The sequence below is a fragment of the Mesorhizobium sp. M0410 genome, assembly GCF_040321435.1.
Lineage (GTDB): Bacteria > Pseudomonadota > Alphaproteobacteria > Rhizobiales > Rhizobiaceae > Mesorhizobium.
The window spans coordinates 211765-235190 of sequence record NZ_JAMYRN010000009.1 but is presented as its reverse complement, the minus strand read 5'-3'; the positions used below and the strand labels follow the sequence as shown (position 1 = coordinate 235190).

Sequence of the window (23426 nt, the reverse complement as noted above, 5' to 3'; positions counted from 1 at the left end):
CCCATGACTCTTCTTGGTACAACCAGCACTGTGGCCATTTCGCTTTATGCACTGCTCTCGACTGCTTATAAGAGCATGCAGGGGATTTATGCTCTGCCGACAAACGACTCATCGGCGTTGGAGGATCTCGTCGGCTCCGATCAACTGCCCAGCGTGGATGTCATCGTCCCCTGCTTCAACGAGGATCCGCGCACGCTTTCAGAGTGCCTGGCGTCCATTGCAGACCAAGAATACGCCGGAAGACTTCGGGTCTATGTGGTTGATGACGGTTCTGGAAATCGCGAAGCCGTAGGAACTGTCCACGAAACCTACGCGCGCGACCCTAGGTTCGACATCATTTTGCTTCCCGAGAATGTTGGAAAGCGCAAGGCGCAGATCGCCGCGATACGCCGCTCATCCGGGGATTTGGTGCTTAACGTTGATTCAGACACGATACTCGCGTCCGACGTCATCACCAAGCTTGTACCGAAGATGCGAGATCCAGCGGTCGGCGCAGTCATGGGTCAGTTGATTGCCAGTAACCGGAGCGAGAGCTGGCTGACAAGGCTGATAGACATGGAGTACTGGCTGGCTTGCAACGAGGAGCGCGCGGCACAGGCTCGCTTCGGTGCCGTTATGTGCTGTTGCGGCCCATGTGCCATGTACCGCCGGTCTGCGCTCCTTTTGTTACTGGACCAGTACGAGTCGCAATTTTTTCGGGGCAAGCCAAGCGACTTCGGGGAGGATCGCCATCTCACTATCCTCATGCTGAAAGCAGGCTTTCGAACCGAGTACGTTCCGGGCGCCATCGCGGCCACAGTCGTTCCGAACAGACTCGGACCGTATCTGCGCCAACAACTCCGTTGGGCACGAAGCACATTCCGGGACACGCTGCTTGGGCTGCGCTTGCTGCCCGGCCTCAATAGCTATCTCACGTTGGACGTGGTCGGACAGAATCTCGGGCCGCTACTCCTCGCCCTATCGGTACTAACGGGCCTCGCACATTTCGCACTGACAGGCACTGTGCCTTGGTGGACAGGACTGATGATTGTGTCCATGACCATGCTCCGATGCTGCGTGGTAGCATTTCGTGCTCGACAGTTTCGATTTCTGGGCTTTTCCCTGCACACGTTCATCAACATCTTTCTCTTACTTCCCTTGAAGGCCTACGCGCTGTGTACATTGAGCAATAGCGATTGGCTGTCGCGAAGCTCTGCTGTCGCTACATCGAACACTGGGGGAAAACAGGCCCCCACCCAAACTCCGATCACTGGATCAAGCAGGGCAGAATTCTCACCGCATGCGGCTCCGCTTCGCAGGCTCAATCTTGCGCGGATTCTTCGGGATTAGCGCTGTCGAGCAACATCTGCGGCGACGAGTGATCGCTAATTACCTAGGTGGACGAGAGGTGGACGAGTTTGACCCAGAACATGAATCATCAGTTGCTCGATCGGGAACTGGCCGCAGACGATCCGTGGCGCCTCGACGGCAATCCGTTCGAGCGGGAGCGCCACACGCAAATGCTCCAGCTGGCGCTTGCCCAAGGCTCCATTACAAATGCCCTCGAAGTCGGGTGCGCTGCCGGCGCATTCACGGAAAAGCTAGCTCCCTACTGCCAAGGGCTCACCGTCATCGATGTCGTGGCGCAAGCGATTGCTCGAGCACGTCAACGGATAAAGGAGCCGTCGCGCATCAACTGGATAGTCTCCGATGTTCAACAGTTTTCGACCGACGAGTTGTTTGACCTGATCGTTGTGGCGGAGGTCCTATACTACCTCGAAGACATAGCCGAGATGCGCGCGGCCGTCAAAAACCTGGTGCGGGTGCTTGCGCCAGGCGGGCATCTGATCTTCGGATCGGCAAGGGATGCTAATTGCCGTCGCTGGGGTCACGCCGCTGGTGCTGAGCCGGTCATCGCCATGCTGAACGAAACGTTGATCGAGGTAGAGCGTCTTGAGTGTCGGGGCGAGTCGGTCAACGAAGACTGCTTGCTCGTCCGTTTCCGGAACCCGCTTTCCGCTTCCTGATGAATCGAATCTATCGCCGTTAACGTGGAGACACTATGCGCATCTGTGGTACCAAGCTGACCCATGATGGGGCGATCGCCCTTGTCGAGGATGGACGGCTCGTCTCCTGCGTTGAGCAGGAAAAGCGGCACAACAATCCGCGTTACCAAACCATCGATAATCTCGACGCAATTGTCGCCGCTTTGGCGGAACAGGGGCTAAATCCTTGTGATGTCGATCAGTTCTTTATCGACGGCTGGGATGGCGAAGACGAGTCACAGTTTCAGGTCCGGCAGGCAACCGAGCAACCGCCGGTCGAGGCGACCCTCTAGGTAAAATGAACCCATGTCCACGGTAGCGATCGATCTTACTGAGGTAAGCAAAACTTATGACAAGCTCGTTGTCGACAGACTGTCGTTCCGCGTTGCGGCGGGGGAATGCTTCGGGCTCTTGGGACCGAACGGTGCGGGCAAAAGCACGATTGCGCGTATGGTCCTCGGCATGACATCGCCTGATGCGGGGAAGATTACTGTGCTCGGCGCTCCAGTGCCGGCGCGCGCCCGTTTGGCACGTATGCGCATCGGCGTGGTCCCGCAGTTCGACAATCTTGATACCGCGTTCACTGTGCGCGAGAACCTGTTGGTGTTCGGGCGCTACTTCCGGATGAGCAGACGCCAGATCGAAGCGGTCATACCATCGCTGCTTGAGTTCGCCCGCCTCGAGAACAAAGCGGATGCGCGCGTCGCCGAACTGTCCGGCGGCATGAAGCGGCGCCTGACGCTCGCGCGTGCGCTGATCAATGACCCGCACTTGCTGGTGATGGACGAGCCGACCACCGGCCTCGATCCGCAGGCCCGCCACCTGATCTGGGAACGGCTGCGATCGCTGCTGGCGCGGGGCAAGACTATTCTTTTGACTACCCATTTCATGGAAGAGGCCGAGCGGCTGTGCGATCGGCTGTGCGTTATGGAGGAGGGGCGCAAGATCGCCGAAGGCCGCCCGTCCGCACTCATTGACGAGCAGATCGGCTGTGACGTGGTCGAGGTCTACGGCGGCAATCCGCATGAACTGGGTGCGCTGATCCGGCCGTACGCACAGCGCATCGAGGTGAGCGGTGAGACGCTTTTTTGCTATGCACCCGATCCGGAGCAGGTGCTGGTGCAGCTACGCGGGCGCGCGGGTCTGCGCCTTCTGCAGCGCCCCCCCAATCTCGAGGATGTGTTCTTGCGGCTAACCGGGCGCGAGATGGAGGACTGAACAATGGGCGAACGTTATGCGGCGGCCATGCCCGCCAATGCGTGGAATTGGGTCGCGGTTTGGCGCCGCAACTATCTTGGATGGAAGAAAATCGGGCTTGCATCGGTTCTCGGCAACCTCGCCGATCCGATGATCTATCTGTTCGGTCTCGGCTTTGGCATCGGAACAATGATAGGTCCTATTGAGGGCACTTCGTACATTGCGTTTCTCGCGGCTGGCATGGTTGCCACAAGCGCGATGGCATCGGCGACTGCTGAAACGGTTTACGGGAGTTTCGGCCGCATGGACAACCAGCGCACCTGGGAAGGAATGCTATGCACTCAGCTGACGCTCGGTGATATCTTACTCGGCGAATTGGCGTGGGCAGCCACCAAGGCCCTGATGGCGGGCACAGCAATCACTATTGTTGCCACCACGCTCGGCTACACATCGTGGCCATCCATCCTCTGCTTGCTGCCAGTCATCGCTCTCAGTGGCCTCGCCTTCGCGAGTCTAGCGATGGTCGTCACGGCGCTTGCGCCCAGTTATGAATATTTCATATTTTATAATACGCTTGTTATAACACCCATGCTGTTCCTTTGCGGCGCGATGTTTCCGGTCAACCAATTGCCCGGCGCTTTTCAGGACGTCGCCTCCTTGTTGCCGCTCGCACATGCAATTGACCTCATTCGTCCGGCGATGCTTGGCCGTCCGGCCGGCAGCATGGGCCTGCATATCGGCGCGCTTTGCATATACACGGTTTTGCCGTTCTTCCTATCGGTTGCTCTATTTCGTCGTCGGCTGATGCGTTGACGCTACTCACCATTCGTAAAATTGATTCTTTGGGCGATACCCATCCACGCGTCGGATAGGTCAATACATGCGTTTTAAGGGACTCGATCTAAATCTCCTGGTTGTGCTGGACGCTTTGATCAGGGAGCGTAAAGTCACCGCCGCGGCCCGCAGTATTAACCTGAGTCAGCCGGCCATGAGCGCCGCCGTCGGTCGGTTACGCGCCTATTTCAGCGATGAGCTATTTACGATGAACGGCCGCGAACTCATTTTGACACCGCGCGCGGAGGGGCTCGCCACAGCAGTCCGGGAGGCATTGCTGCACATCCAGCTGTCGATTATTTCCTGGGACGCCTTTAACCCGGCCCGATCGGATCGTCGCTTCCGCATCATCCTTTCCGATTACCTCACGCTCGTATTTTTTAAGAAGATCGTAAAGCGTGCTGCGCGGGAAGCTCCCGCCGTCCGCTTCGAATGTCTGCTTATTTCCGACGACCCCGAGGAGCTTCTCCGGCGCGGCGACGTTGATTTTCTGATTATGCCGGAAGTGTTCATGTCGAAACATCCTCGCGCAGCCCTGTTCGAAGATATGCTCGTATGCGTAGGCTGCGGCACGAACAAGCAGCTGTCAGAGCCACTTACATTCGACCGATACTTGTCGATGGGGCAGGTTGTGCTTAAATTCGGGGACACCCGGCAGCCCTCCATCGAGGAATGGTATTTGCTCGAGAACGGTTTCGAGAGACGTATCGAGGTCGTCGTACAGGGCTTTAGCATGATCCCGCCCCTTCTATCAGGCACCAACCGCATCGGGACAATGCCCTTACGGCTGGCGCAGCATTTCGCAAAATTAACACCCCTGCGGATTGTCGAACTTCCGCCGCCACTTCCTGCCGCATTCACGGAGGCCGTCCAATGGCCTGCGCTTCACAATAATGATCCGGCAAGCCTATGGATGCGGGAAATGATGTTGCAGGAGGCATCTCGTATGATTACCCCGCCTAAGAGCACCGGACGTCTCAGTTGTCGGTCGAATTGAGAAACTGACCCCCTCGGTTATGAGAGGAGGCATGGATGGCGATTGGGATTGGGCGATTCCTGCATTGTCGAGAACGATGCAGGGAGAGCAGATCCTTCAGCATGAAGAGGTGGCAGCGATGCTGCGGCTGCATGAGCTTGGCTGGGGAATGAACCGACGGGCGAAAGAATTCGGGTGCGCGCGCAACACGGTGCCTCGGTATCTAAGCGAGGGCGGGACTGTTCCGTTTCGCAAGCCTGTGCGGCCGACCGCGTTTGACGGACTGGACCATTGGCTGCGGGAGCGCTTCTTCCCCCATGGCTCGGGCTGGATGACGATCTCGACCCGCTCCAGATGCGCCGGGAACGCCTTGCGCGGTCGCGCAGCACGTCGCGGCTCGCCTGTCGGTCTTGCGGCCTCGAGCTCGGACTCAATCGCGCCGAGCCCGGTCTGGATTTCGTCGAAGGCGAAGGCCTGCTGGTCACGTTCGAGCTTCTCGGAGCTGCGACCGAAGCGGCGCGCTCCAGCTGCTTGACGATCCCATGAAGGTCGGCGATCCGCTCCTGGGCAGGCTCGTTGAGTGTCGCCATCCGGACGATCTCGGCCTTGAGTGTTTCGCTCCGGAGTTGTTGCAGTTCGGCCTTCTCCGCCGCCATGGCGACGAACATCGCCTTGAGCGTATCGATTTCGTGGGGACGGGCCGAAGCGCTTCTCGTCATGACGCCGACAGAAGCTTATTGTGCACGGCCTGAAGCCCGCCTTTTGCGCCTGAGTCACTTCGCCACCGCCTTCCGGCCGGACGCCGTCGCCGTTCGGCTCGAACGCGTGTCCAGTCCATGCCTTCGACGAGCGCCATCAGTTTCGGCGCGGCAAGCCGATCACGCCGTTCTCCGCCAGCGGAACTTGTCCTCGTCCAGCGCTCACGGTGCGGGTATGCCGGCGTCGAGCAAACAGAGAGACGTTTGGGGCCCAACCAGGACGGCCCCGTTACGAAGTGTTGTCCTGGTCCGGTTTGAGTGTCGAATCTTCAGATCGATTGCTTGGGCGACCAGCTTCCCGGCCGCCAGCGAGCCCGCAACTGCTCAGCAGAAGGGCGAAGTGAACGTGAGTGCATCCATCTCGTAAATGTGTGTCTATCCAAGCAATCGATTTCTCTAATTATCCGATGAGGAATATGAAACGCGTCAGGCAGGGTGCATCATTAGGAGTATTTTTGATGGCAAAGATTATCGAGGGTGGCCCGGATTCCGAAACACTCCTCGGCACCGAGCTTGAAGATTGGATGGAGGGTTTCCAGGGCAATGACTGGATTGACGGTCGTGCCGGCAACGACGAGATCTCGGCTGGCCAGGGCAGTGACCGAGCCATTGGCGGCAAGGGTAACGACCGCATCCTCGGCGGAGATGGCTGGGACGATCTCTCCGGCGACAACGGCCGCTTCAACGCGCGCATCTCCGGTGAGGACAATGACAGGCTCAGCGGCGGTCCCGGCCAGGATGTCCTCTACGTGGGTGACGGCCAGGATAGGTTGACCGGGGGCACCGACAATGACACGTTCGTGTTCCAGTTCCACAATCCGGTGCCTGGGGTCGACCCGAGTGTCGGGTCGAAGCCGGACATTACCACTATCACCGATTTCAACCCGGCGGAGGACAAGTTCGCCTTCGATGCGGTGGGCCTCTACAACGACGGTTTTGGCGCGAACTTCGTCAACAACGCCAGCATACAGTCCGGCTACCCGGTGAGCAGCTTCTACAGTGGTGCGGCCTCGGGTGCGAACGGCGAACACGTCGTGGTAATCACTGGCGAATCTTTCAACTCTGCTTCTGAAGCCGCGAGTGCGATCTCCGGCGAGCACGCCGGCGACATCATTGTCTACCAAAGCAGCTACACCGACAGAGTCGCAACTCTGGCCTATGTCACCGCCGACAACAGCGCGCATGAATTCGTCCACCTGGGCGGTGTGGTCACCGTGGCCGACCTAGGCCTGACCGCGTCGGACTTCACCTTCGTTTGATCCAGAAAACCCATACGGAACAGCGCCCCGCCCCCTGGGCGGGCGCTTTCCGTTTCCGCTACTTGCGATGGGCCGGGGCGCCCGGGAGCAGTCGCAGCGTGTACAGCTTGACGAAGCCCTGCACGTCGCGCTGGTCGTACACCGAAATCTCCCTGAAGGCGTGGAGGCGGAAGCCTGTTCGGGCCCTTGCGGCCGGCCACGATGACGTTGCCCTTCCAAACCTTCAGCCGGACGGTGTTGTTGTTGACCCGCTCCATTAGATGCCAAACCAAACACATTCGGCGGGAGCACTGATCCTGAATCAGCGAGCGGATGCAGTCGGTTGCCGCTCGGGGAGCAATATAGGGAGCTGGGTCGCCAGATCCTCACGGAGACCTACGTGAGTAACCATTCCTTGAAGGATTCAGCTTTGAGACCTTTCCCTCTGACTTCCGCTATTTGGGGAATTCTGTTGATCAGCGGCGTGGTCAACGTGCTTGCGCTGATCTCGCCGCTGTTCATGCTTCAGGTCTACGACCGCGTTCTGGCAAGTGGCAGCGTATCGACGCTAGTGGGGCTCGTCGTGCTTGCTGCAGGGCTTTATGCGTTCCAATGCCTGCTCGACGTTTTGCGCGCCCGCGTGCTGCTGCGGATTGGCGAGCGTTTCGATGAACAGTTTTCCGGACGCGTTCACGATGCGATCGTTCGCCTTCCGCTTTTAACGCGCATGCCGGGCGACGGCTTGCAGCCGCTACGCGATCTCGACAATGTTCGCGGATTCTTAGGTGGAAACGGCCCGACAGCGTTCTTCGATCTGCCATGGATGCTGCTTTATCTTGGCATTTGCTTCCTCTTTCATTTCTGGATCGGCATGACGGCACTTGTCGGGGCGATCGGTCTCACATCTCTGACACTCCTTACCAACACTCTCTCGCAAGGGCCGATACGCGATACCATTGACCACAACATGGTACGCAATGGTCTACTGGAAGCAGCGCGCCGCAATGCCGAGGTCGTGCAAGCTCTCGGTCTCGCAAAGCGGATCGCTGCCCGATGGCACAAGGCCAATGCCAAGTATCTGGCCGCCAACCGGAAAGTCGGGGACGTGGCAGGTGGGCTGGGTGGCATTTCAAAGTCGCTGCGCGTGCTGCTGCAATCGGCCATTCTTGCCGTCGGCGCGTACCTTGTCATCAGGCAGGAGACTACGGCCGGGGTCATGATTGCCAGTTCGATCACGATGGGGCGTGCGCTGGCTCCGGTCGATCTGGCCATTTCAAGCTGGAAACCCTTCCTCATGGCGCGCCAGGGTTGGGCGCGGCTGGAGGACCTCCTGGGAAAGGTTCCTGAAACCGCTCCTGTTATGCCAATGCCTGCACCTGAACGCGAACTCCGCCTCGAAGGCGTGACAATCGTTCCGCCCGGCGAAAGGAAGCCGACCGTGACCGGCCTTGCGTTTGCCGTTCAGGCGGGAAGCGCACTCGGGATCATCGGTGCATCGGGTTCGGGCAAGTCGACACTCTCGCGCGCCATCGTCGGCGCATGGGCGCCGGTCGCCGGAAAGGTTCGCATCGACAGCGCAAGCCTCGATCAATGGGACCGGGAAGCGCTAGGCCGTCATATCGGCTATTTGCCGCAAGGTGTTGAACTATTCGACGGCACCATTGGCGAAAACATCGCTCGTTTTGAAGATAATCCTGACCCTGAGGCTATTGTCACCGCGGCGAAAGCAGCGGGCACGCACGAACTGATCCTCCGATTTGAGCACGGCTACGAAACTCCGATTGGTGAGGCCGGATCGGCACTTTCCGCCGGGCAGCGCCAGCGTATCGGTCTTGCCCGTGCTCTTTATCGAGACCCTTTCCTTGTTGTGCTGGATGAACCCAATGCCAATCTCGATGCGGAAGGCGAGGCTGCGGTTGTCAAGGCGATCGCCTCCGTGCGCGAGCGCAAGGGCATTGCGGTTGTCGTTGCCCATCGGCCGAGCGCCATCCGCGCCGTGGATTTGGTGTTGGTGATGGAAGGTGGACGGCAGCGAGCATTCGGTGCGCGTGATGAGGCGCTTTCCAAAGTCCTTAAGGGGGCAGCGATGGCATCAGGCGCTGGGGTCAAGGCCATCGAGTCTACACAGGATAACGAGCGCGCTGACATGGAGGATCCCGGTGTCCGGCATTCATCAGAACAATGACGTTTCCAGGTCCATTCGCCGGCACCTGGTGGCGGGCCTGCTGGCGAGCGTGATCTTTGTGGGAGGAGCCGGAGCCTGGGCGGCCTTCACGAATCTCTCCGGCGCGGTTGTCGCGTCCGGACACTTTGTCGTCGATTCCTATGTGAAGAAGGTGCAGCACCCGACCGGCGGGGTGGTGGGAGAAATCCTGGTGAGCGAAGGTGATAAAGTAAAAGCCGGCGACATCCTCATGCGGCTCGACGCCACCCAGACGCGCGCCACTCTCGCTGTAGTCACCAAGCGGCTCGATGAGCTGGCCGCCAACCTGGCACGACTCGAAGCTGAGCGTGACGATCTGGCGGAGATCGCCTTCCCGGACTGGCTGCTCGCCCGCAGAGATGTTCCGGACGTAGCTTCGGCAGTACATGGCGAGACGCGGCTGTTCGAATTCCGCAGACAATCCCGCGACGGAAGGCAGGCGCAGCTAGCGGAACGCATCACTCAATATGAGCATGAGATCGAGGGGCTCAAGGCGCAGGCAATCGCTTGTGAGAAAAGCACCGAGATCCTCCAAAAGGAAATTGCTGCCCTGAGTGGGCTGCGCGACCAAGGCATTGTCTCGGACCAACGCTTGAACAGCCTGAAGACGCAGGTTGCCACTTTCGGCGGCGAACGCGGTGAGAAGATTGCACATCAGGCACAGACGGCAGCCCGCATAGCCGAAACGCGCCTGCAGATCCTGCAGATCGATCCGGATTTCAAGACGGAAGTCGGCCAGGAGCTCAGAGAGGTTCAGGCGCAGGTTGGGGAGTATGTTGAGCGCAAGGTGGCGGCTGAACAGGAGCTGCGACGGATCGATATTGTCGCGCCGCAGTCAGGCGCCATTCAACAACTCGCAGTTCATACGGTCGGAGGAGTGATCACGCCCGCCGATCCGATTATGCTAATCGTGCCGGAAGGCGACGATCTTGTGCTTGAAGCACGAATCACCCCGAAGGACATCGACCAAATCCAGCTTGGTCACAAGGCCGTGCTGCGGATGTCAGCCTTCAATCTGAGGACCACGCCGGTATTGAACGGATATGTCAGCCGGATCGCAGCCGATCTGGCGACGGACGAAAAAAACGGCGTTTCGTATTACCTGGTGCGTCTGTCGGTTCCGCATGCGGAACTGACGAAGCTCAAGGACCTGACGCTCGTGCCCGGCATGCCGGCCGAAGCGATGATCCAGACGGGCGAGCGTACGGCGCTTTCTTATTTTGTGAAGCCGCTGTCGGACCAAATCAGTCGCGCATTCCATGAGGAATGAAAGTAATCCACAGAAATATTTTGTTTGTATTCTTGTTGGTTGTTACGCATGCATGAGAGTCATAACCGTCTGAAAACACAGCCATACTTTCCTCAGTTGGATTGCGCCTCTGACTCAGATTCGTGGTTCCACGGTCATTTTGCCCTTCCAAGTCGCCGACCATTCAGTTCTTGGCCTCGAGCGCATTAAGATACCCATCATCGTACACAAAGGCTGGAAAAGAGTCCGGTGTCTTGAGCGATCCTGAGGTCTGGAGACCTAGGGTGAGCCTGCAAGCACAGGGCCAGGACATGATTGAGCGTCTGCAATATTCGGACAGGTACATAGGAAGACAGGCAGGCGTCAAAAACGCGCTTTCAACGCGCTAAACCGATGCTACGCACCCCGAGCGTCTTGCCGCCCTCGCTCCCGCCGGTAGGAATCAATCGCGAGCAGGCTGCGACGTTCATCGGCGTAAGCTCAACGACCTTTGATGAAATGGTCCAGGACGGCCGGATGCCGCAGCCACGAATGCCGAGCAAGGGGCGCATTGTTTGGGACGTCGAGGAACTTGTATTGGCGTTTCGAAAGCTCCCTCACCGCCAAATCGGAGGAGCACCAAAGCTTGACGAAGATTCGCCGCCACTAGACAATCCTTGGGATCGAAAACCACGAACATGACGGATGAGCCCGTGAAGGTCGATCTTAAGGGCGTAGTGAAGGACACTGATCGCCACGGCAATGATCGGTACTATTTTCGCGCACCGGGTCGGAAGAAGGTCCGGCTCCGTGAACCGACCGGCAGCGACGAGTTCCTCGAGGAACTGCGGTGCGCGCGCGCCGAGGTCACTTATGTTCGGCCCGGCACTCTTCCCGAGATTTGCCGGCGCCTCCCCAAGCCTTCTGAGCCAGCGAAGAAAGGCACGTTGCTGTGGCTTTGCCAGGAGTATTACCGTCGGGGCGGCACGGAAATCACCCAAGACACTATGGCGCGCCGACGAGCAATTCTGGAGCGCGTATGCGAATTACCTCATCCCCTCGAAGGTGACCCGGATCCTCAGTATCCCACCAAGGGATCTCTGCCATTCGCCGGTATGAAACGGTCTCATGTTAAGGAGATCAGGGACACCAGGCTCGACGCCCTTGGCGCGGCAAACAATATCGTAAAAGCCATCAGCGCGATGTTTGAGTGGGCAAAGGACACAGAGATTCCGGGCGTCGACTCCAATCCCGCCCGCGGCATCAGACGGCTAAAGAGCGGCGACGGCTGGCACCCATGGGACGTGTCGGAGATCGTTCAATATGAGAAGCGGCATCCGCTGGGTACCGCAGCCAGACGTGCGCTCTCGATCTTCATGTTTACTGGCCTGCGGTTGTCCGACGTCGCGATCTTCGGTCGACAGCACATCACGCTCGTCTACAACGAGGAGACCGAGCAGTGGGAGAAGTGGATCAGAATTAAGCCTGGGAAGACCAGTCGTAACAAGGATGCGGTGTTGGTGGAGCTCCCGCTTCTGCCCGAACTAGAGGCGGAACTTGAGCACACGCCCTCCGACCAGATGACCTTCCTGGTCAATGAGTATGGTCGCCCGTTCTCGGAGAACGGTCTGGGCAACAAGATGCGCCAGTGGTGTGATCAAGCTGAGCTGCCGCACTGCAGTGCTCATGGAATTCGCAAGGCCGGCGCGACGATCGCCGCTGAGAACGGCGCGACGCACGAGCAGCTGAAGGCGATATATGGGTGGACTACGTACCAGCAGCCCGACCACTACATCAAGAAAGCGCGTCGCCGGAAGGTAGCGAGAGCGGCGAAATACCTGCTGGTTATCGATCGAAAAGAGAACAAAATTGTCCCAGTTTCTGAGGGGGTTGAAAGAGGTGGGACAAAAATGGCCAAAAAATCCAATTAAATCAACGGCCACAAAAGCCAATGGTGGGCCCCGGAGGATGCTTGGAAAGGAAGCCAAGCGGTTAGGGATCAGTGGGATCGCGAAGTATTCAAATCTCTTCCAATGTTTTTCGATGTTTTTGTCCCGCTCACAACGGGTTTGTTTCAGCCAGCTCGACTACTGACGTTCGTGCACGGCGAAGAAGAACCCCTTGCTGTATCATATGAGAGCGTCGCGGTAACGCCAGAAGCGGCAGTAGGAGAAATAACTGCGGACGACTCGAATAGGGCCGATTTTGGACTGTCGGCTTTTTGCATGGAGCAGGCTAAAGGTTCCGTCCGCCAACAGCCACATACAAGCCGCAGCCGCCACGGCGTTTCCCGCCAGCATCACCTTACCCGCCGTGGTTTCTGCCTCTGCTGCATCGGCGCCTCGGCCATCGCGGCAGGTGGCGGACGGCTCAGCCCCCGCGCTGCCTATGCGGAGGCCAGGGGCATTGTCAGCTTGATCAAGGACAGCGCCACCACGTCGCCCATCACGGTCCACAGGCTGCGCAACAATGTCGGCGTGCTGGAGGGGTCGGGCGGCAACGTCGCCGTGCTGACCGGGCCGGATGGCAAGATGCTCGTGGATGCGGGGATTTGGCGTTTCGAAACAGCAGATGACCAAGTCGCTGCAGGCCATTTCCGCCGACCCCGTGCCCCACCTGATCAACACCCACTGGCATTTCGACAATGCCGACGGCAATGCCTTGGCTGGCGCCGGCGGGCGCAAGGATCATCGCGCAGGACAACACCCGCAAATATCTGTCGCAGGTGCAGCGCGTCGAGGAGTGGGATTACAATTTCCTGCCGCTGGCCGCCGACGGCCTACCGACGGACGTTTGCGACGAGAGCCACGATGTCGAGCTCAACGGCCAGTCCATCGCGCTCAAGCACTACGGTCCGGCCGACACCGACAGCGATATTTCCGTCACCTTTGGGGAAGCCGACATCGTGCATGTCGCCGACACGTTTTGGAACGGCGTCTACTCCTTCATCGACTACTCGACCGGTGAGCATCGAAAGGATGATCGCGGCCTCGGATGCCAATCTCGCGGCGACGACCGACTAGACGATCATTATTCCCGGCCGCGGACAGCCGGTCAGCAACAGCACCGAGTTGCAGGCTTCTCGCGATATGCTTGTTGGCATCCGGGACAACGTCGCCAAGCTTAAGCGCGAGGGCCGCACGCGCGACGAGACTGTCGCAGCCAAACCCACGGCCGCTTTCGACGCCGTGTTCGGAAACTTCGTCATCGACCCGGCCTTTTTCACCCCCTGGTCTACGAGGGTGTCTGACAGAAGCCGTGCAAAGGGAGGATTGCCATGGGCAAACTCCGCGGAAAGGTGGCCGTTACTACCGGCGCGGTCTCACCATTCACCTCGCGCAATCATCCCGCGAACAGCGCCTCAAGCTCGCAGCCCATCTACGAAAGCACGGCCAGTCTAGCCTCGCTTCTCATTGAAGACGGCGGCTACGTCATCGACGGGCGCGTCGTCACTACAAGAAATCTGTGCCACGAGAACGATCCCATATTTACTTTTGCCAAACTCACTGGTAACGTCTACACAAGAGGGGCGGTACACTGAAATGTACTTGCTGGATCAACTACTTCTCAAGCATGGAGTAGAGCCATCAAGGTTCAACGAGCCAGCAATTTTGCCGGTGAGCTACCTCTACGCGCACGATCGCAATGCTTTCAAGATTATTAATGAGCTCGATCTGCTTGGTGTGGGCCTTGAGGCGTATTCAAAGCTGAAACTAGGCAGAAAGGTCCTGTTCTTTTTGGACCACTATAGTCCAGCACCGACGCCCGAGACAGCAGCACTGCATGCGCAACAGAGAGCGGTCGCCAAAGCACTTGGGGCACCCATCTTTGACGAGGGTAGCGGCGTGGGGCACCAACTCGCGCTCGAGACGTCAGTGCGCCCAAATGACATTGCGGTTGGTGTCGACAGCCATACTTGCACCGTGGGAGCAGTCGGTGCGCTTGGTTTGCGGATGCCGCCCGTGAGCGTTGCCGCTGCCATGGTGTCGGGCACTGTAGAGTTTTACCGACCAAAGATCATCCGGATACAGCTCCTAAATAGTCTCGAACGCCCGTCAACAGGTAAAGATGTGGCATTGTTCCTTGCGGGCCTCGGCCCTAGGCGTTTTGCCGATGCTCTATTGGAAGTGGGTGGCCCCGGTCTGAACTCGCTTGAACTGCCCGATCGAATAACGCTGGCGAACCTCTCCACAGATCTCCACGCTCGAAGCGTCTTGTTTGAGGTCGACAATGTAATAGTAGATTCTCACAATATTTCGGACGAACATAAGACGGAGTGCTCACTCGACGAGTATACGGATCGGGTTGTGGTCGATTTGGCACAAATTCCTCCGTTCGTTGCTCGTCCAGGCGGCATTCACAATGTCGTTCCACTCAGTGAGCTGAGAACAAGATCAAGAGTTGACGTAGTGGCCGTAGGAAGTTGCACAAACGGCCAGTTTGAGGATTTTGTGGCTTTCTGTAACGCTCTAGGTAACGATAGAATCGCTCCACATGTGCGTGTAATCGTAACTCCAACATCCGGCACGGTGCTGAAACGGCTCAGCTCAAGTGGTCTTCTTTCAAAGCTTATTGAGCTTGGAGCTACAATAAATCCGCCAGGGTGCGGCCCTTGCATGGGACTACACCAAGGAATACTTTCAGATGGAGAAATTTGTGTCGCAACCGGCAGCCGCAATACGGCTGGGCGGATGGGATCGAACAAAGCGGAAATATATTTGGTCAGCCCTCGAACAGCTGGGCTAGCCGCGATTGCTGGTTACATCGGTCATTAAATGTATAGGAGCAAAAAATGACAAATATGGTGAAATCACTGCCAGGCGGCAACGTCTTTGTTGTTGAACCGGGTTTCAATGGCGTAGTCACGCCTGACGATTTTCGCGCGCTCACAGAGCCAGCGAATCCCGAACTATTCGACGACGACTTTCTTACCGCCACGGAGAATAAGGGGCCATTCATTATGGTACTGGGTTCTGGGTTCGAGACCGCCGACGTTACGGGCGGTCTTGGCGCCTGCGCAGGTCTTGCCAGCGTTGAACAGCTTAGATTTTTGCAAGGGCGTGGTCTCTCGACGATCGTCATGGCTCGGTCACACCCGGTTTTGGTACAGAATGCCAGAGCTGTCGGTCTTGACGTCGTTGTTGGTGGCGTCTGATGCTCCGCGAAGTTCGAATCGAGGTGAACAAGCGCTGTAACCTAGCATGCGCTCATTGCTACACCGACAAAAAGGGGTCGCTTGCTCCTATTTCAACTATGGAAGATGCGATTGCTCAAGCTAAATCAATGGGAGCGACGGATCTCTCACTGACCGGCGGAGAACCATTGTTGGATCCAGAAAGAACGCTGGCGCTTGTTCGTGCTGGGAAGGCTAACGGAATGAGAGTGCGATTGAACACAAACGGGTGGTTTGCCGACCGACCGATGCAAGAGAGACTTCACCAAAGTGGCCTGACTGAATTGCAAGTGAGCATGAGCCACGCGGATCCAGAAGCATTTGACCGTTTTGTCCGACGCAAGGGGGCGTTTGAACACGCGCTGTCGGCTATTACTACATCGTCTAACCTCAGGATGCAGGTTACAGTGCGATGTACACTGATGAATAGCAACGTCGACCAATTACAGCCTCTCTACGAACTGACCGCTACAGCAGGCGCCACTTCCTTCAAGATTAGGGCGTTGGTGGAAGTTAATGGGGTTGCTGATCTTGAACCTGAGGTGAATGAGGCGCGAAGGCTTCTTGCGATTGAGGCTCTCAAAAAGAGCGCCGACAGTCGTCGTGTACCAATAAGCTTCGCAGACGAGGGTGAATTCGAACTAGGCTCTCATCCCTATGTGGAGCGTCTCGAATGCAAATGTGGCGAATTGGCGGTTTTTATTACGGCAGAGGGTGTTGTGACACCTTGCCCGTTCCTGCGAGAAGATAGTCGGTATTGGTGCGGCGACATAAATCGTCAACCCATCGGCGAAATAATGCATTCGGACACCTACCGACACTTCGTCGGTAACCGCACTTCGGGTTCATGCGGGAACGATGCTGCCTGTGCCTGCAAGGCAAACCGTGTCTCAGAGCCAAGTCACGCCGCCTCAACATCGCGGCACATTAAGTTGCAATAGTATGTTGTCTCCGGAAGATCCGCGATGGACCCTTTTGCCCGAGGCTGACAGTACTCTCTATTTGCACATGCCGGCCGACCAGAATACAGACGATATGGTCTGTGGTCCGTTTCGTTCTGCAGGTAGCGCGATCGAGCGCAGTGCTCTCACCTCAATTGACGACACACGCAGGCGAAGGCTGGTAGCTTACGAGCAACAGACTGCGGAGGAGAGCGCAAAAGTCAAGGATCAGCGCAGAGAGGTAGACCTTCGACTGGAATACGTTGGAAGTGCCCCGGATGAACTTGTTCGCTCTTACCACGACGCAGTTCTGGCTGTTGAGGCGTGCATACCGTCTATTTTCGGCGGTGTCGTCTGCTCGATGATGCGAATAGTAATCAGTGCATACATCTTGGATGCCAAAGGTTGGATTGTTGCGACAGCAAGGGATAGAGAGAAGATCCCTGGTTTCTCGACCCCTTTGTGCTATCTAAGGTCCAATCAAGACCGTATCGAATGGTTCGGCGATGAACTGGCCCCCCCGACATCTAGCGGGAGTATGGCTGTGGAGTTTCACTCCCTGGTACAAAAGCCAGGTCTGTTGCTACATACTCATCCTGTGTTTGCTGTCCTGCTGGATAGACCGGTTCAAAATTCTCATCTTTTGACAAGCGCACCGCGCAGTTCGGCATTTGCTGAGGAAATTGCAAGAGCCGCACTGGAGCATCGAGTTGCATTCCGGCCGAAGGAAGGAATTTGGACATTCGGTGGGTCCAGCGCCGATGTCGTGGGAGCTACGCGCACGTATCAAGCGGGTGCGGTGGCAGAAATCTTGGCAGAACTCTCTCTATAGGCCGATCTCGACACATTTGAAGATAGGTTGGTCAATCCTACCCATTCACTAGCGCGTCGCATAGACGCTCTCGACAAAACACCACGTGTGCATGGTCATTACCTCTTCAAGGGTATTAAGTTCTCCGGGCGATCCCGTTGAAATACGCCTCTAGTTCGCTAAGGCACTGATTGCGGTCATTCAAATCCGTTCGGATGCTCGGTCCCTCGCACAAAAGCCGCCGGTCCTTGTAACGCGCCAGGAAATCCTCGTGCCAAGCGGTTGTTTCAGGTTTTTCGGCTTTGCGCTCACCAAGGCGTAAAAGTGTCGCCGGCAGGTCGCACCAGAGCAGTGCCGTTGGGATCCAGAGTCGCCAGCGAGCCCTAAAGAAATCGGCTGGTAGCAGCGTCGCGATCGTCAACCACCCTCGGTCCAGCACTGCCGGCCTGCCTGCTGCACATTCCAGTGCTTCGGTGATGCCGCGCAACCCTGCATTAATCACGCCTTCGCGGTCGCCGCTATCGTAGGCACGCATCAACTCCCCGCCATGAGGATTGCCGAAAGGACGCAAATATTGCGCACCCACCATGTCCGCCAGCAGCTTCGCCAACGTCGTTTTGCCGGCTCCATCATGCCCGTCCAGCGCCATTATCCGATCCGTCAACCTGACACTCCTAATAGGGGTACAGGCGCACGATCTGCTGCTCGTCGTCGAGCTCGAACCAGTAATGTCGATGCGAGGCCTTCTCAAGTACCGCTCGTGGTTCGCCAACAAGTTCCATTTGCCCTTTTGGTGATACCCGTGATCCCGAATTACTGGGATCGGGTCGGAGCAGAACACTATCTTTTTGCATGGTCACAGCCACGCGCGTTCCCTTGCCGGGTTCCATCCGCAAAGTTTTTCGCGCTGAGAGCGGAAGCGTCAGTACTCCGCCGGGCGATATTTTCGAACTCCGGTTCTTAATGGTCATTATGGGCATCAGGACCTCCTCTCTCTTGTGCGACTACCTATGATGCGAACATGATCTGATACAGTTTCTCATACTGATCCAGAACGGCGGCTGGCTCACCGCCCGACCGCCACTGGTCTTTGTCCAACGCCTCACTGTCATCGGCGGCGCGACTTCGCACGCGCATGCAATCGGGACTAATCTCCCCGAAAATGACGGAGCCCGTGCGATCGACGAAAAAGCATATGTCGATGAGCTGAAGCCCCCGTTCGGCAAACAACTCTTCTAGCCACCCGAACGTGTCGCGTGCCAGTTGCTTGGCGCGCGCGCAATCGTCGATCCAGATGCTGGCGTAGTCGTCGGGCAGCGGCTCGTCTGCCAGACGCTTGCCATTTTCGTCTGCAAGAGGATTGCGCCAGTCGAAGCATACGAGCGGCGTCTCGAAACGGCTCCAGCGCGCCAGCGGCGTTCCACCGAAAGCAGTCTCATGGGCCTCGGTGTAGCGATAACGATGCACCGGGGATCCAATGTGGTAGCGCTTAACGCGAACCTCGAGATTGCCAGGTGTCACGACATGCTCCGCGAGAAGAAGCCCCTGGTCACTGTCGACCAAGCCAAGGAACGCATTGGACAAATGCCGGGGACCAGGTCGTCGGGTCATTGCACGGAAAACTTCGGCACAGAACATCGTGCGCACGCGTTCGGTCCCTGGGACAATTCCGTACCGGTTGTTGGTGAATGAATATACCGACGGCAAAAACCTGGCGAGCGCAATTCTGGGTGTGAGAAGGCGTACCTCCTTGCTTTCTCCAACCGCCAGAAGTTTCAGTTCGCCGAACGTCACGGAAAGACCGCGCAGGACCTGTTCGAGCATAGAATCGGCACTGCCGACGAGGTGAACAGAAATGACTTCTCCAGACGGCCCCTCGATGGTGAATCCGTCCGGCAGGCCGCCTAGAAACCTGACGGGGAGTTCAAGATCGGCGCACTGATCGAGGAGCACCTCAGACGCGTATCGAAACGAAGTTGCGGCTCTTGCCACGTTTGGTTCTCACTCACTTGGGGCGCAGTATTCGAAAATCTTCGTCAAGGCGCCTTAGCGTCTGTTCTGTTGCAGTTGCGGCGGCGGCCAGCGCGCTTGCCGGTCCCTCCGCAACAACACGCTGCTCGTGATAAGCAGTATCAAAGCCGCAAAGCTCAACCAACCACTGCTGAACTTTTTCTTTTGGCCAGTACCGCCCGGCTGCACCAAAGGTTCCCTTCGCAATATTGGCAGGAATTTTCACAAAGTAACTATATAGATTTCGACGATCGTTGGCATCTGAATTATTTGCCTGCAGCGCATATCCGATCATGCCGAGCTGCTGGCGCAAGCGAACCATGCCGAAGCTGAGATTGCGAGCCAGGAGCATCGGAGTCTGCTTTTGCGGCAATTCCACCTCGCCGAACAGGCAAAGGCCATAATCGGCGAGATTGTCGCCCGATAGAAGTTGCATATTCCACAGCTGCCGAGGGGTGTAGACGCCGACGTTCAGTTCCTTCCCGCCCCAAGTCGGGCACGTGTTGGCCATCTTTTGCAGGGTCACCGTTTCGTCGTCAACCACCAGCACCACGTCATAGTCGGCAAACCTCTCACTCAAGACGCTGGAGCCATACACGATGATCGCCTGCAGTCCCTGCACCCTGTCTCGGAGGTCATCGAGGAAGCCGAAACGTTTCGTGCGCGGATCCGATGTATCGATTTGTTTGATGCTGGCTCGCTCGGCGGTCATAGAAACGCCAAGCCGCTCGACCACGTGATCGAACAATTGCCGCAGGTCGAGCAGCCGTTGGATCTTCGAACGATCCGTTCGGGCTGCCAACGCTGCTACAGCGTCGCAAAGGCCAATTTCCGCCAGTTGCGGCATCTGAGCCTGCAGCAGGCCAGCTTGCCAAAGCTTGTCATACTTGCTCCCGATCGTTCCATCGGACGCTCTATCTTGCACAATGGCGGCCGACATTGTGACGGACGCCAGGAACAGGACTGACTGAATCCAGAATCGTGTTTGTTCGCCCGTGTCTGCGATCAGGCCATCTGAACCGGGATAAGCCATTCTCATGCTGGCGGCGGCTGGGCGCGGATGCACGGCCTCGAAAAAGCGAGGCTGAAACAGGGATGACCAGGACAGCGTCTGAGGTGAAATGCAGCGAGAATTTGCCAGACCCTGTTGCCAAGCCCATCGATGGATGTCGATCAGGTCGGCCTCGCAATAGTCACTGCCGAGGAGAATAAAGTCGACAGTGAATGGCTGCGCCCTCCAGGATGGCGGATGCTCCACGCGATGCACGTCCACTACCGCTTTAGGAGTCGGCATCTGCACTCAATTGGTTGGGCACCAGTTGTCAACGGCGGGAAGCGTAGGCGTTTCCGCCGCTGAAAGCCAGCCGACACACGCGGCAATCGAAGCGTGCAGGAGGACTTGAGAATCCTGGCATCGAGACCTACGCCAATCACGCCGTCCAGCGCCGCTATCTGCTCTCTGAATGCCCAGCAGCCATCTGCAGATTCCCTCTCGAGCGTCAATTGCTAATTTCAGCCGTGGGACGTTGGGCTTTTCCGATCGGTGGCCGAGCAACGTGAGACCGGCGACCTTCCTTCGCTTGCCAAAATCTCGGTCTTGAAATTGAGACTCGCACTCTGGGAGAAACGACTTGAAAATCAAGCATATTGGTCTCACTCTCCTTTCGTGTTTGTGGGGGCGGCAATGGGCTATGTTGAGATATTAGGTGAGGTCGATGTTTTTCAATATTGGCCTCATGGAGTATCTGATGTCGACACTTTGAAATTCATTCCGGATTTGACAACCGCGACGTACCTTTCGGATAGCGCGCCCGTTAAGGTTGGCGCGTACTTCGAACACGGCGGCAGCTTCCAGCCGGACGACAACGAGCCGGGCGTAGAACGGTTCAAGGCAATTCTTCGCAGCAGCAGCGGAGGTTCATTGTCAGTTCGTCTGCAAGGCATCGATGCGCCGGAGACCCACTATGCCCCAAACCTTCGCGAGGGCATGTTCGATGGCGACTACGCCAAATGGATCGCCAAACATATGTCGCGGCAGATGTCGTACCGGCAGCCGTACGGAAAGCTGTGTACGGATTTCTTTGCTAACGGATTGCGCTCGAAGCTCGGCATAGGTCCGTATGACCCCGCGAACCCTGAAGTCAAGGTCACCGCAAAGCTCAGGGTACTTGCCGACAGCATCAACAGTGCTGCAGATCTTTTCGGCAGGGTTGTTGGATATGTTGCGATTTCGCACAACGGGCAGGACGTCGTCTTGAACGATGTTGCCCTGTCGGAGGGGTTCGCTTTCTGCTCTTTCTACGGGAGCATGACATTGCACGAGATGCAGCGTCTCGCCGATCTTTTCGCCGCCCACGGGTCGGACCGTGCACGAAGATCGCAGTTGAGGAGCAATGTTTCAAACCATTTGCGTGACTTCGAGCCAGGGCTGTGCACGACGAAATCCATGCGTGACACCGATCTAGACGACAACGGTGCCAACTCAATTCGAGGAACGGATTCCTTCCGCTCGAAGTGCTTTGATCCGAAGCTCTTTCGGCGCTGCGTAGATTGGATCGGACGACGAGAAGCGCTCAACGATGCCAGCACATTGCTCGATTACATGCGCGCCAACGACGAGGAGGTGGTGCTGTTAAGCGACTTCGCCGCCGCGAATGGCGACTGGACCCAAGCTCGAAAGTTCTCGATGGGCTCTCTCATCGGCCGCGACGGCGCCTTTCGCTACAAGCCGGGCGAGGTCGTCTTCGAAGCCCGGCCGATCACTATCGTCGACGATCAGCGGCGGCCTCTGCCTGACAGCTTCCTGGCGCCTTATCCTTAAGTCATGTTCGTGGGTGATCATCTGGCTGATGCCAAGGCATCCGCAATCCGCTTCAGGCTTGCCTCGGCTACCCCGAGTTGGCCAGGCGCATGTTCCGAGGTGGCTAGCTCTGCCGCAGTTTCGGCGAGGTCGTGAGCGCACTCGGCCGCAACGGCAAGTGCAATACTTTCGGGAGCGGGAAGCGTGACGTGACGCGTCAGCCCAAAGGCGGCGCCTGCATTCGAGCCGTCGCCTCGGCCCGATGGAAGCTTGGCGAGCGCCTCGCCAAGCGGCTTGATGACCGTCGTCATCGCGTTGATTGCAGTATCGCAGAATAATTCCGCGACCTTGCTCGCCGGGCCAGACGCAAAGGCATGCTGCAGTAATCGCAGCATCAGCGAGTAAACATCGTCGAACAGATCACCGAGTTGGCTCGCGAACGGGTCTCTGATCAGGTTGACCCTTCCATGGGCGTTCCAGTCGCCTCGGATTCGGGGCACAGGATTTTCAAGGACCGGTCGCGCTGGTTCGAAGGAGGGGTCGCGCTCTTTCTCTCTTACAAGCGAAGCCAATGTCCGTTGAAAGACAGCAAAATGGGAGTCTCCTCGGTCATAGTCGGTCCCTTCACCTTGCTCCGTGATCATGTCGATCGCGGCGAGGGCAGAGGCCCTGTCTTTGATCGGAACGATGTTGGGGAAGTGGGTGATGTCAGGCCCCATCTCGCCTTGGGCGCCTTGAAAGAAAAGCTGGTCCTCCGGCAGGCTAAGAATCTGCTCGCGGATGAGCGCATAAAGCTGGCCGACCGATCGATAGGCTGCCGGCGCGTCATCGTCGGTTCGCGTATCGACAGGAAGGATGAGTTGGTCGGCCGGCGTTTCGTATGACACAAAGCGACGGAGCGCGGACGGACCAAAGCGCTCCAGAGCAAGCGGCAGATCGAAGCCGTAGTACGAACGGCGTTGAGGGAAATTCGGTCGCAGATAGTACGGCGATCCGCCCACGGCCGCGAGGATGTTCCAAGCTTGAGCAAGATGGAGCATCTCTTCGGCTGCGACCATGTAAATTTCTGAGGCCCAGAGCCTTGCGGCCTGAAGCTGCTTCCAGCTCAACCCACCCTCATCGAGGTCTTGCTTGATCGAGAACGCGGCGAACAGATAGGAGCATGCCAAGCCGTGTTCGAGTTCGCATGCCTCTGTGAGCAGGCTTAAGAGGCGTGATCGGCTTGCCTGCATG

At 57.6% G+C, this 23426-nt stretch carries 20 protein-coding genes and 4 pseudogenes; 17 read left to right on the top strand and 7 right to left on the bottom strand.

Annotated elements, in window-relative coordinates:
* Positions 1–3 precede the first annotated feature (3 nt).
* The 7 genes and pseudogenes from nodC to NKI63_RS16005 form a co-directional block, all read left to right on the top strand.
* The gene (nodC, locus tag NKI63_RS16035; protein ID WP_352457036.1) at positions 4–1329 is read left to right on the top strand and encodes a chitooligosaccharide synthase NodC; all 1326 of its coding nucleotides are present in this window, start codon (positions 4–6) and stop codon (positions 1327–1329) included.
* A gap of 80 nt (positions 1330–1409) precedes the next feature.
* On the top strand, positions 1410–2006 hold the full coding sequence (gene nodS, locus NKI63_RS16030; RefSeq protein WP_352450799.1) for a nodulation methyltransferase NodS: 597 nt from the start codon (positions 1410–1412) through the stop codon (positions 2004–2006).
* A 35-nt stretch (positions 2007–2041) separates the two neighbouring features.
* Positions 2042–2275: pseudogene (locus tag NKI63_RS16025) on the top strand (carbamoyltransferase N-terminal domain-containing protein); the annotation flags it as partial.
* A gap of 55 nt (positions 2276–2330) precedes the next feature.
* On the top strand, positions 2331–3242 hold the full coding sequence (nodI, locus tag NKI63_RS16020) for a nodulation factor ABC transporter ATP-binding protein NodI (RefSeq protein ID WP_352457037.1): 912 nt from the start codon (positions 2331–2333) through the stop codon (positions 3240–3242).
* A gap of 3 nt (positions 3243–3245) precedes the next feature.
* A complete protein-coding gene (locus tag NKI63_RS16015) occupies positions 3246–4034 on the top strand; it encodes an ABC transporter permease (RefSeq protein WP_352457038.1) in 789 nt (262 codons plus the stop codon).
* Positions 4035–4101: 67 nt separating this feature from the next.
* Positions 4102–5052 carry a LysR family transcriptional regulator gene (locus NKI63_RS16010; RefSeq protein WP_352548199.1) on the top strand — a complete coding sequence of 317 codons (951 nt, stop codon included), beginning with the start codon at positions 4102–4104 and terminating at the stop codon, positions 5050–5052.
* 31 nt (positions 5053–5083) lie between these two features.
* A pseudogene (locus NKI63_RS16005) lies at positions 5084–5350 on the top strand (hypothetical protein); the annotation flags it as partial.
* 77 nt (positions 5351–5427) lie between these two features.
* Here the strand turns inward: NKI63_RS16005 and NKI63_RS16000 are convergent.
* Positions 5428–5808, bottom strand: a pseudogene (locus NKI63_RS16000) (transposase domain-containing protein); the annotation flags it as partial.
* 439 nt (positions 5809–6247) lie between these two features.
* Here NKI63_RS16000 and NKI63_RS15995 point away from each other — a divergent pair.
* The 9 genes and pseudogenes from NKI63_RS15995 to NKI63_RS15955 all read left to right on the top strand — a co-directional run bounded on the left by NKI63_RS15995 (position 6248) and on the right by NKI63_RS15955 (position 16572).
* Positions 6248–7048, top strand: a complete 801-nt coding sequence (locus NKI63_RS15995; RefSeq protein WP_352822226.1) for a M10 family metallopeptidase C-terminal domain-containing protein — start codon at positions 6248–6250, stop codon at positions 7046–7048.
* A gap of 394 nt (positions 7049–7442) precedes the next feature.
* Positions 7443–9212, top strand: coding sequence for a type I secretion system permease/ATPase (locus NKI63_RS15990; protein ID WP_352822339.1), 1770 nt, complete (start codon positions 7443–7445; stop codon positions 9210–9212).
* On the top strand, positions 9187–10500 hold the full coding sequence (locus NKI63_RS15985) for an HlyD family type I secretion periplasmic adaptor subunit (RefSeq protein WP_352571044.1): 1314 nt from the start codon (positions 9187–9189) through the stop codon (positions 10498–10500). The genes NKI63_RS15990 and NKI63_RS15985 overlap by 26 nt, the downstream gene beginning before the upstream one ends.
* A gap of 671 nt (positions 10501–11171) precedes the next feature.
* A complete protein-coding gene (locus NKI63_RS15980; protein ID WP_352571042.1) occupies positions 11172–12389 on the top strand; it encodes a tyrosine-type recombinase/integrase in 1218 nt (405 codons plus the stop codon).
* Between the two features lie 294 nt (positions 12390–12683).
* Positions 12684–13708 (top strand): annotated as a pseudogene (locus tag NKI63_RS15975) (MBL fold metallo-hydrolase).
* 27 nt (positions 13709–13735) lie between these two features.
* Complete coding sequence (locus NKI63_RS15970; RefSeq protein WP_352571041.1) at positions 13736–13999, top strand: hypothetical protein; 264 nt, start codon at positions 13736–13738, stop codon at positions 13997–13999.
* 1 nt (position 14000) lies between these two features.
* Positions 14001–15233 carry an aconitase family protein gene (locus NKI63_RS15965; RefSeq protein ID WP_352571040.1) on the top strand — a complete coding sequence of 411 codons (1233 nt, stop codon included), beginning with the start codon at positions 14001–14003 and terminating at the stop codon, positions 15231–15233.
* 17 nt (positions 15234–15250) lie between these two features.
* Positions 15251–15613, top strand: coding sequence for a hypothetical protein (locus tag NKI63_RS15960; protein WP_352571039.1), 363 nt, complete (start codon positions 15251–15253; stop codon positions 15611–15613).
* Positions 15613–16572 carry a radical SAM protein gene (locus NKI63_RS15955; RefSeq protein WP_352571038.1) on the top strand — a complete coding sequence of 320 codons (960 nt, stop codon included), beginning with the start codon at positions 15613–15615 and terminating at the stop codon, positions 16570–16572. Before NKI63_RS15960 ends, NKI63_RS15955 begins: the two co-directional genes overlap by 1 nt.
* A 527-nt stretch (positions 16573–17099) precedes the next feature.
* On the opposite strand, the gene NKI63_RS15950 is transcribed toward NKI63_RS15955, so the two are convergent.
* From NKI63_RS15950 to NKI63_RS15930, 5 genes are all read right to left on the bottom strand, one after another.
* Complete coding sequence (locus tag NKI63_RS15950; RefSeq protein WP_352571036.1) at positions 17100–17315, bottom strand: hypothetical protein; 216 nt, start codon at positions 17313–17315, stop codon at positions 17100–17102.
* A gap of 204 nt (positions 17316–17519) precedes the next feature.
* Positions 17520–18032: a P-loop nucleotide/nucleoside kinase family protein gene (locus tag NKI63_RS15945; protein WP_352571035.1), complete on the bottom strand. Its 513-nt coding sequence runs from the start codon at positions 18030–18032 to the stop codon at positions 17520–17522.
* Positions 18033–18057: 25 nt separating this feature from the next.
* Positions 18058–18363 carry a hypothetical protein gene (locus tag NKI63_RS15940; RefSeq protein WP_352571034.1) on the bottom strand — a complete coding sequence of 102 codons (306 nt, stop codon included), beginning with the start codon at positions 18361–18363 and terminating at the stop codon, positions 18058–18060.
* A gap of 28 nt (positions 18364–18391) precedes the next feature.
* The gene (locus NKI63_RS15935; RefSeq protein ID WP_352571033.1) at positions 18392–19375 is read right to left on the bottom strand and encodes a phosphoribosylaminoimidazolesuccinocarboxamide synthase; all 984 of its coding nucleotides are present in this window, start codon (positions 19373–19375) and stop codon (positions 18392–18394) included.
* 13 nt (positions 19376–19388) lie between these two features.
* Positions 19389–20687, bottom strand: coding sequence for a hypothetical protein (locus NKI63_RS15930; protein ID WP_352571032.1), 1299 nt, complete (start codon positions 20685–20687; stop codon positions 19389–19391).
* 249 nt (positions 20688–20936) lie between these two features.
* On the opposite strand from NKI63_RS15930, the gene NKI63_RS15925 reads away from it, so the two are divergent.
* Entirely contained in the window at positions 20937–22214 is a 1278-nt protein-coding gene (locus NKI63_RS15925) for a hypothetical protein (protein ID WP_352822217.1), read from the top strand.
* A 17-nt stretch (positions 22215–22231) separates the two neighbouring features.
* On the opposite strand, the gene NKI63_RS15920 is transcribed toward NKI63_RS15925, so the two are convergent.
* Positions 22232–23425 carry a ferritin-like domain-containing protein gene (locus NKI63_RS15920; protein ID WP_352822214.1) on the bottom strand — a complete coding sequence of 398 codons (1194 nt, stop codon included), beginning with the start codon at positions 23423–23425 and terminating at the stop codon, positions 22232–22234.
* Between the last annotated feature and the right edge of the window lies 1 nt (position 23426).

Excerpts from the sequence above, each read along its gene's own strand:
- NKI63_RS15965 (WP_352571040.1), top strand. The coding sequence starts at position 14,001 with ATGTACTTGCTGGATCAACTACTTCTCAAGCATGGAGTAGAGCCATCA.
- NKI63_RS15920 (WP_352822214.1), bottom strand. The coding sequence starts at position 23,425 with ATGCAGGCAAGCCGATCACGCCTCTTAAGCCTGCTCACAGAGGCATGC.
- nodS (WP_352450799.1), top strand. The coding sequence starts at position 1,410 with ATGAATCATCAGTTGCTCGATCGGGAACTGGCCGCAGACGATCCGTGG.
- NKI63_RS15950 (WP_352571036.1), bottom strand. The coding sequence starts at position 17,315 with ATGTCCAAATTCCTTCCTTCGGCCGGAATGCAACTCGATGCTCCAGTG.
- nodC (WP_352457036.1), top strand. The coding sequence starts at position 4 with ATGACTCTTCTTGGTACAACCAGCACTGTGGCCATTTCGCTTTATGCA.
- NKI63_RS15960 (WP_352571039.1), top strand. The coding sequence starts at position 15,251 with ATGACAAATATGGTGAAATCACTGCCAGGCGGCAACGTCTTTGTTGTT.
- nodI (WP_352457037.1), top strand. The coding sequence starts at position 2,331 with ATGTCCACGGTAGCGATCGATCTTACTGAGGTAAGCAAAACTTATGAC.
- NKI63_RS16015 (WP_352457038.1), top strand. The coding sequence starts at position 3,246 with ATGGGCGAACGTTATGCGGCGGCCATGCCCGCCAATGCGTGGAATTGG.
- NKI63_RS15995 (WP_352822226.1), top strand. The coding sequence starts at position 6,248 with ATGGCAAAGATTATCGAGGGTGGCCCGGATTCCGAAACACTCCTCGGC.
- NKI63_RS16010 (WP_352548199.1), top strand. The coding sequence starts at position 4,102 with ATGCGTTTTAAGGGACTCGATCTAAATCTCCTGGTTGTGCTGGACGCT.
- NKI63_RS15970 (WP_352571041.1), top strand. The coding sequence starts at position 13,736 with ATGGGCAAACTCCGCGGAAAGGTGGCCGTTACTACCGGCGCGGTCTCA.
- NKI63_RS15940 (WP_352571034.1), bottom strand. The coding sequence starts at position 18,363 with ATGCCCATAATGACCATTAAGAACCGGAGTTCGAAAATATCGCCCGGC.
- NKI63_RS15945 (WP_352571035.1), bottom strand. The coding sequence starts at position 18,032 with ATGGCGCTGGACGGGCATGATGGAGCCGGCAAAACGACGTTGGCGAAG.
- NKI63_RS15955 (WP_352571038.1), top strand. The coding sequence starts at position 15,613 with ATGCTCCGCGAAGTTCGAATCGAGGTGAACAAGCGCTGTAACCTAGCA.
- NKI63_RS15930 (WP_352571032.1), bottom strand. The coding sequence starts at position 20,687 with ATGCCGACTCCTAAAGCGGTAGTGGACGTGCATCGCGTGGAGCATCCG.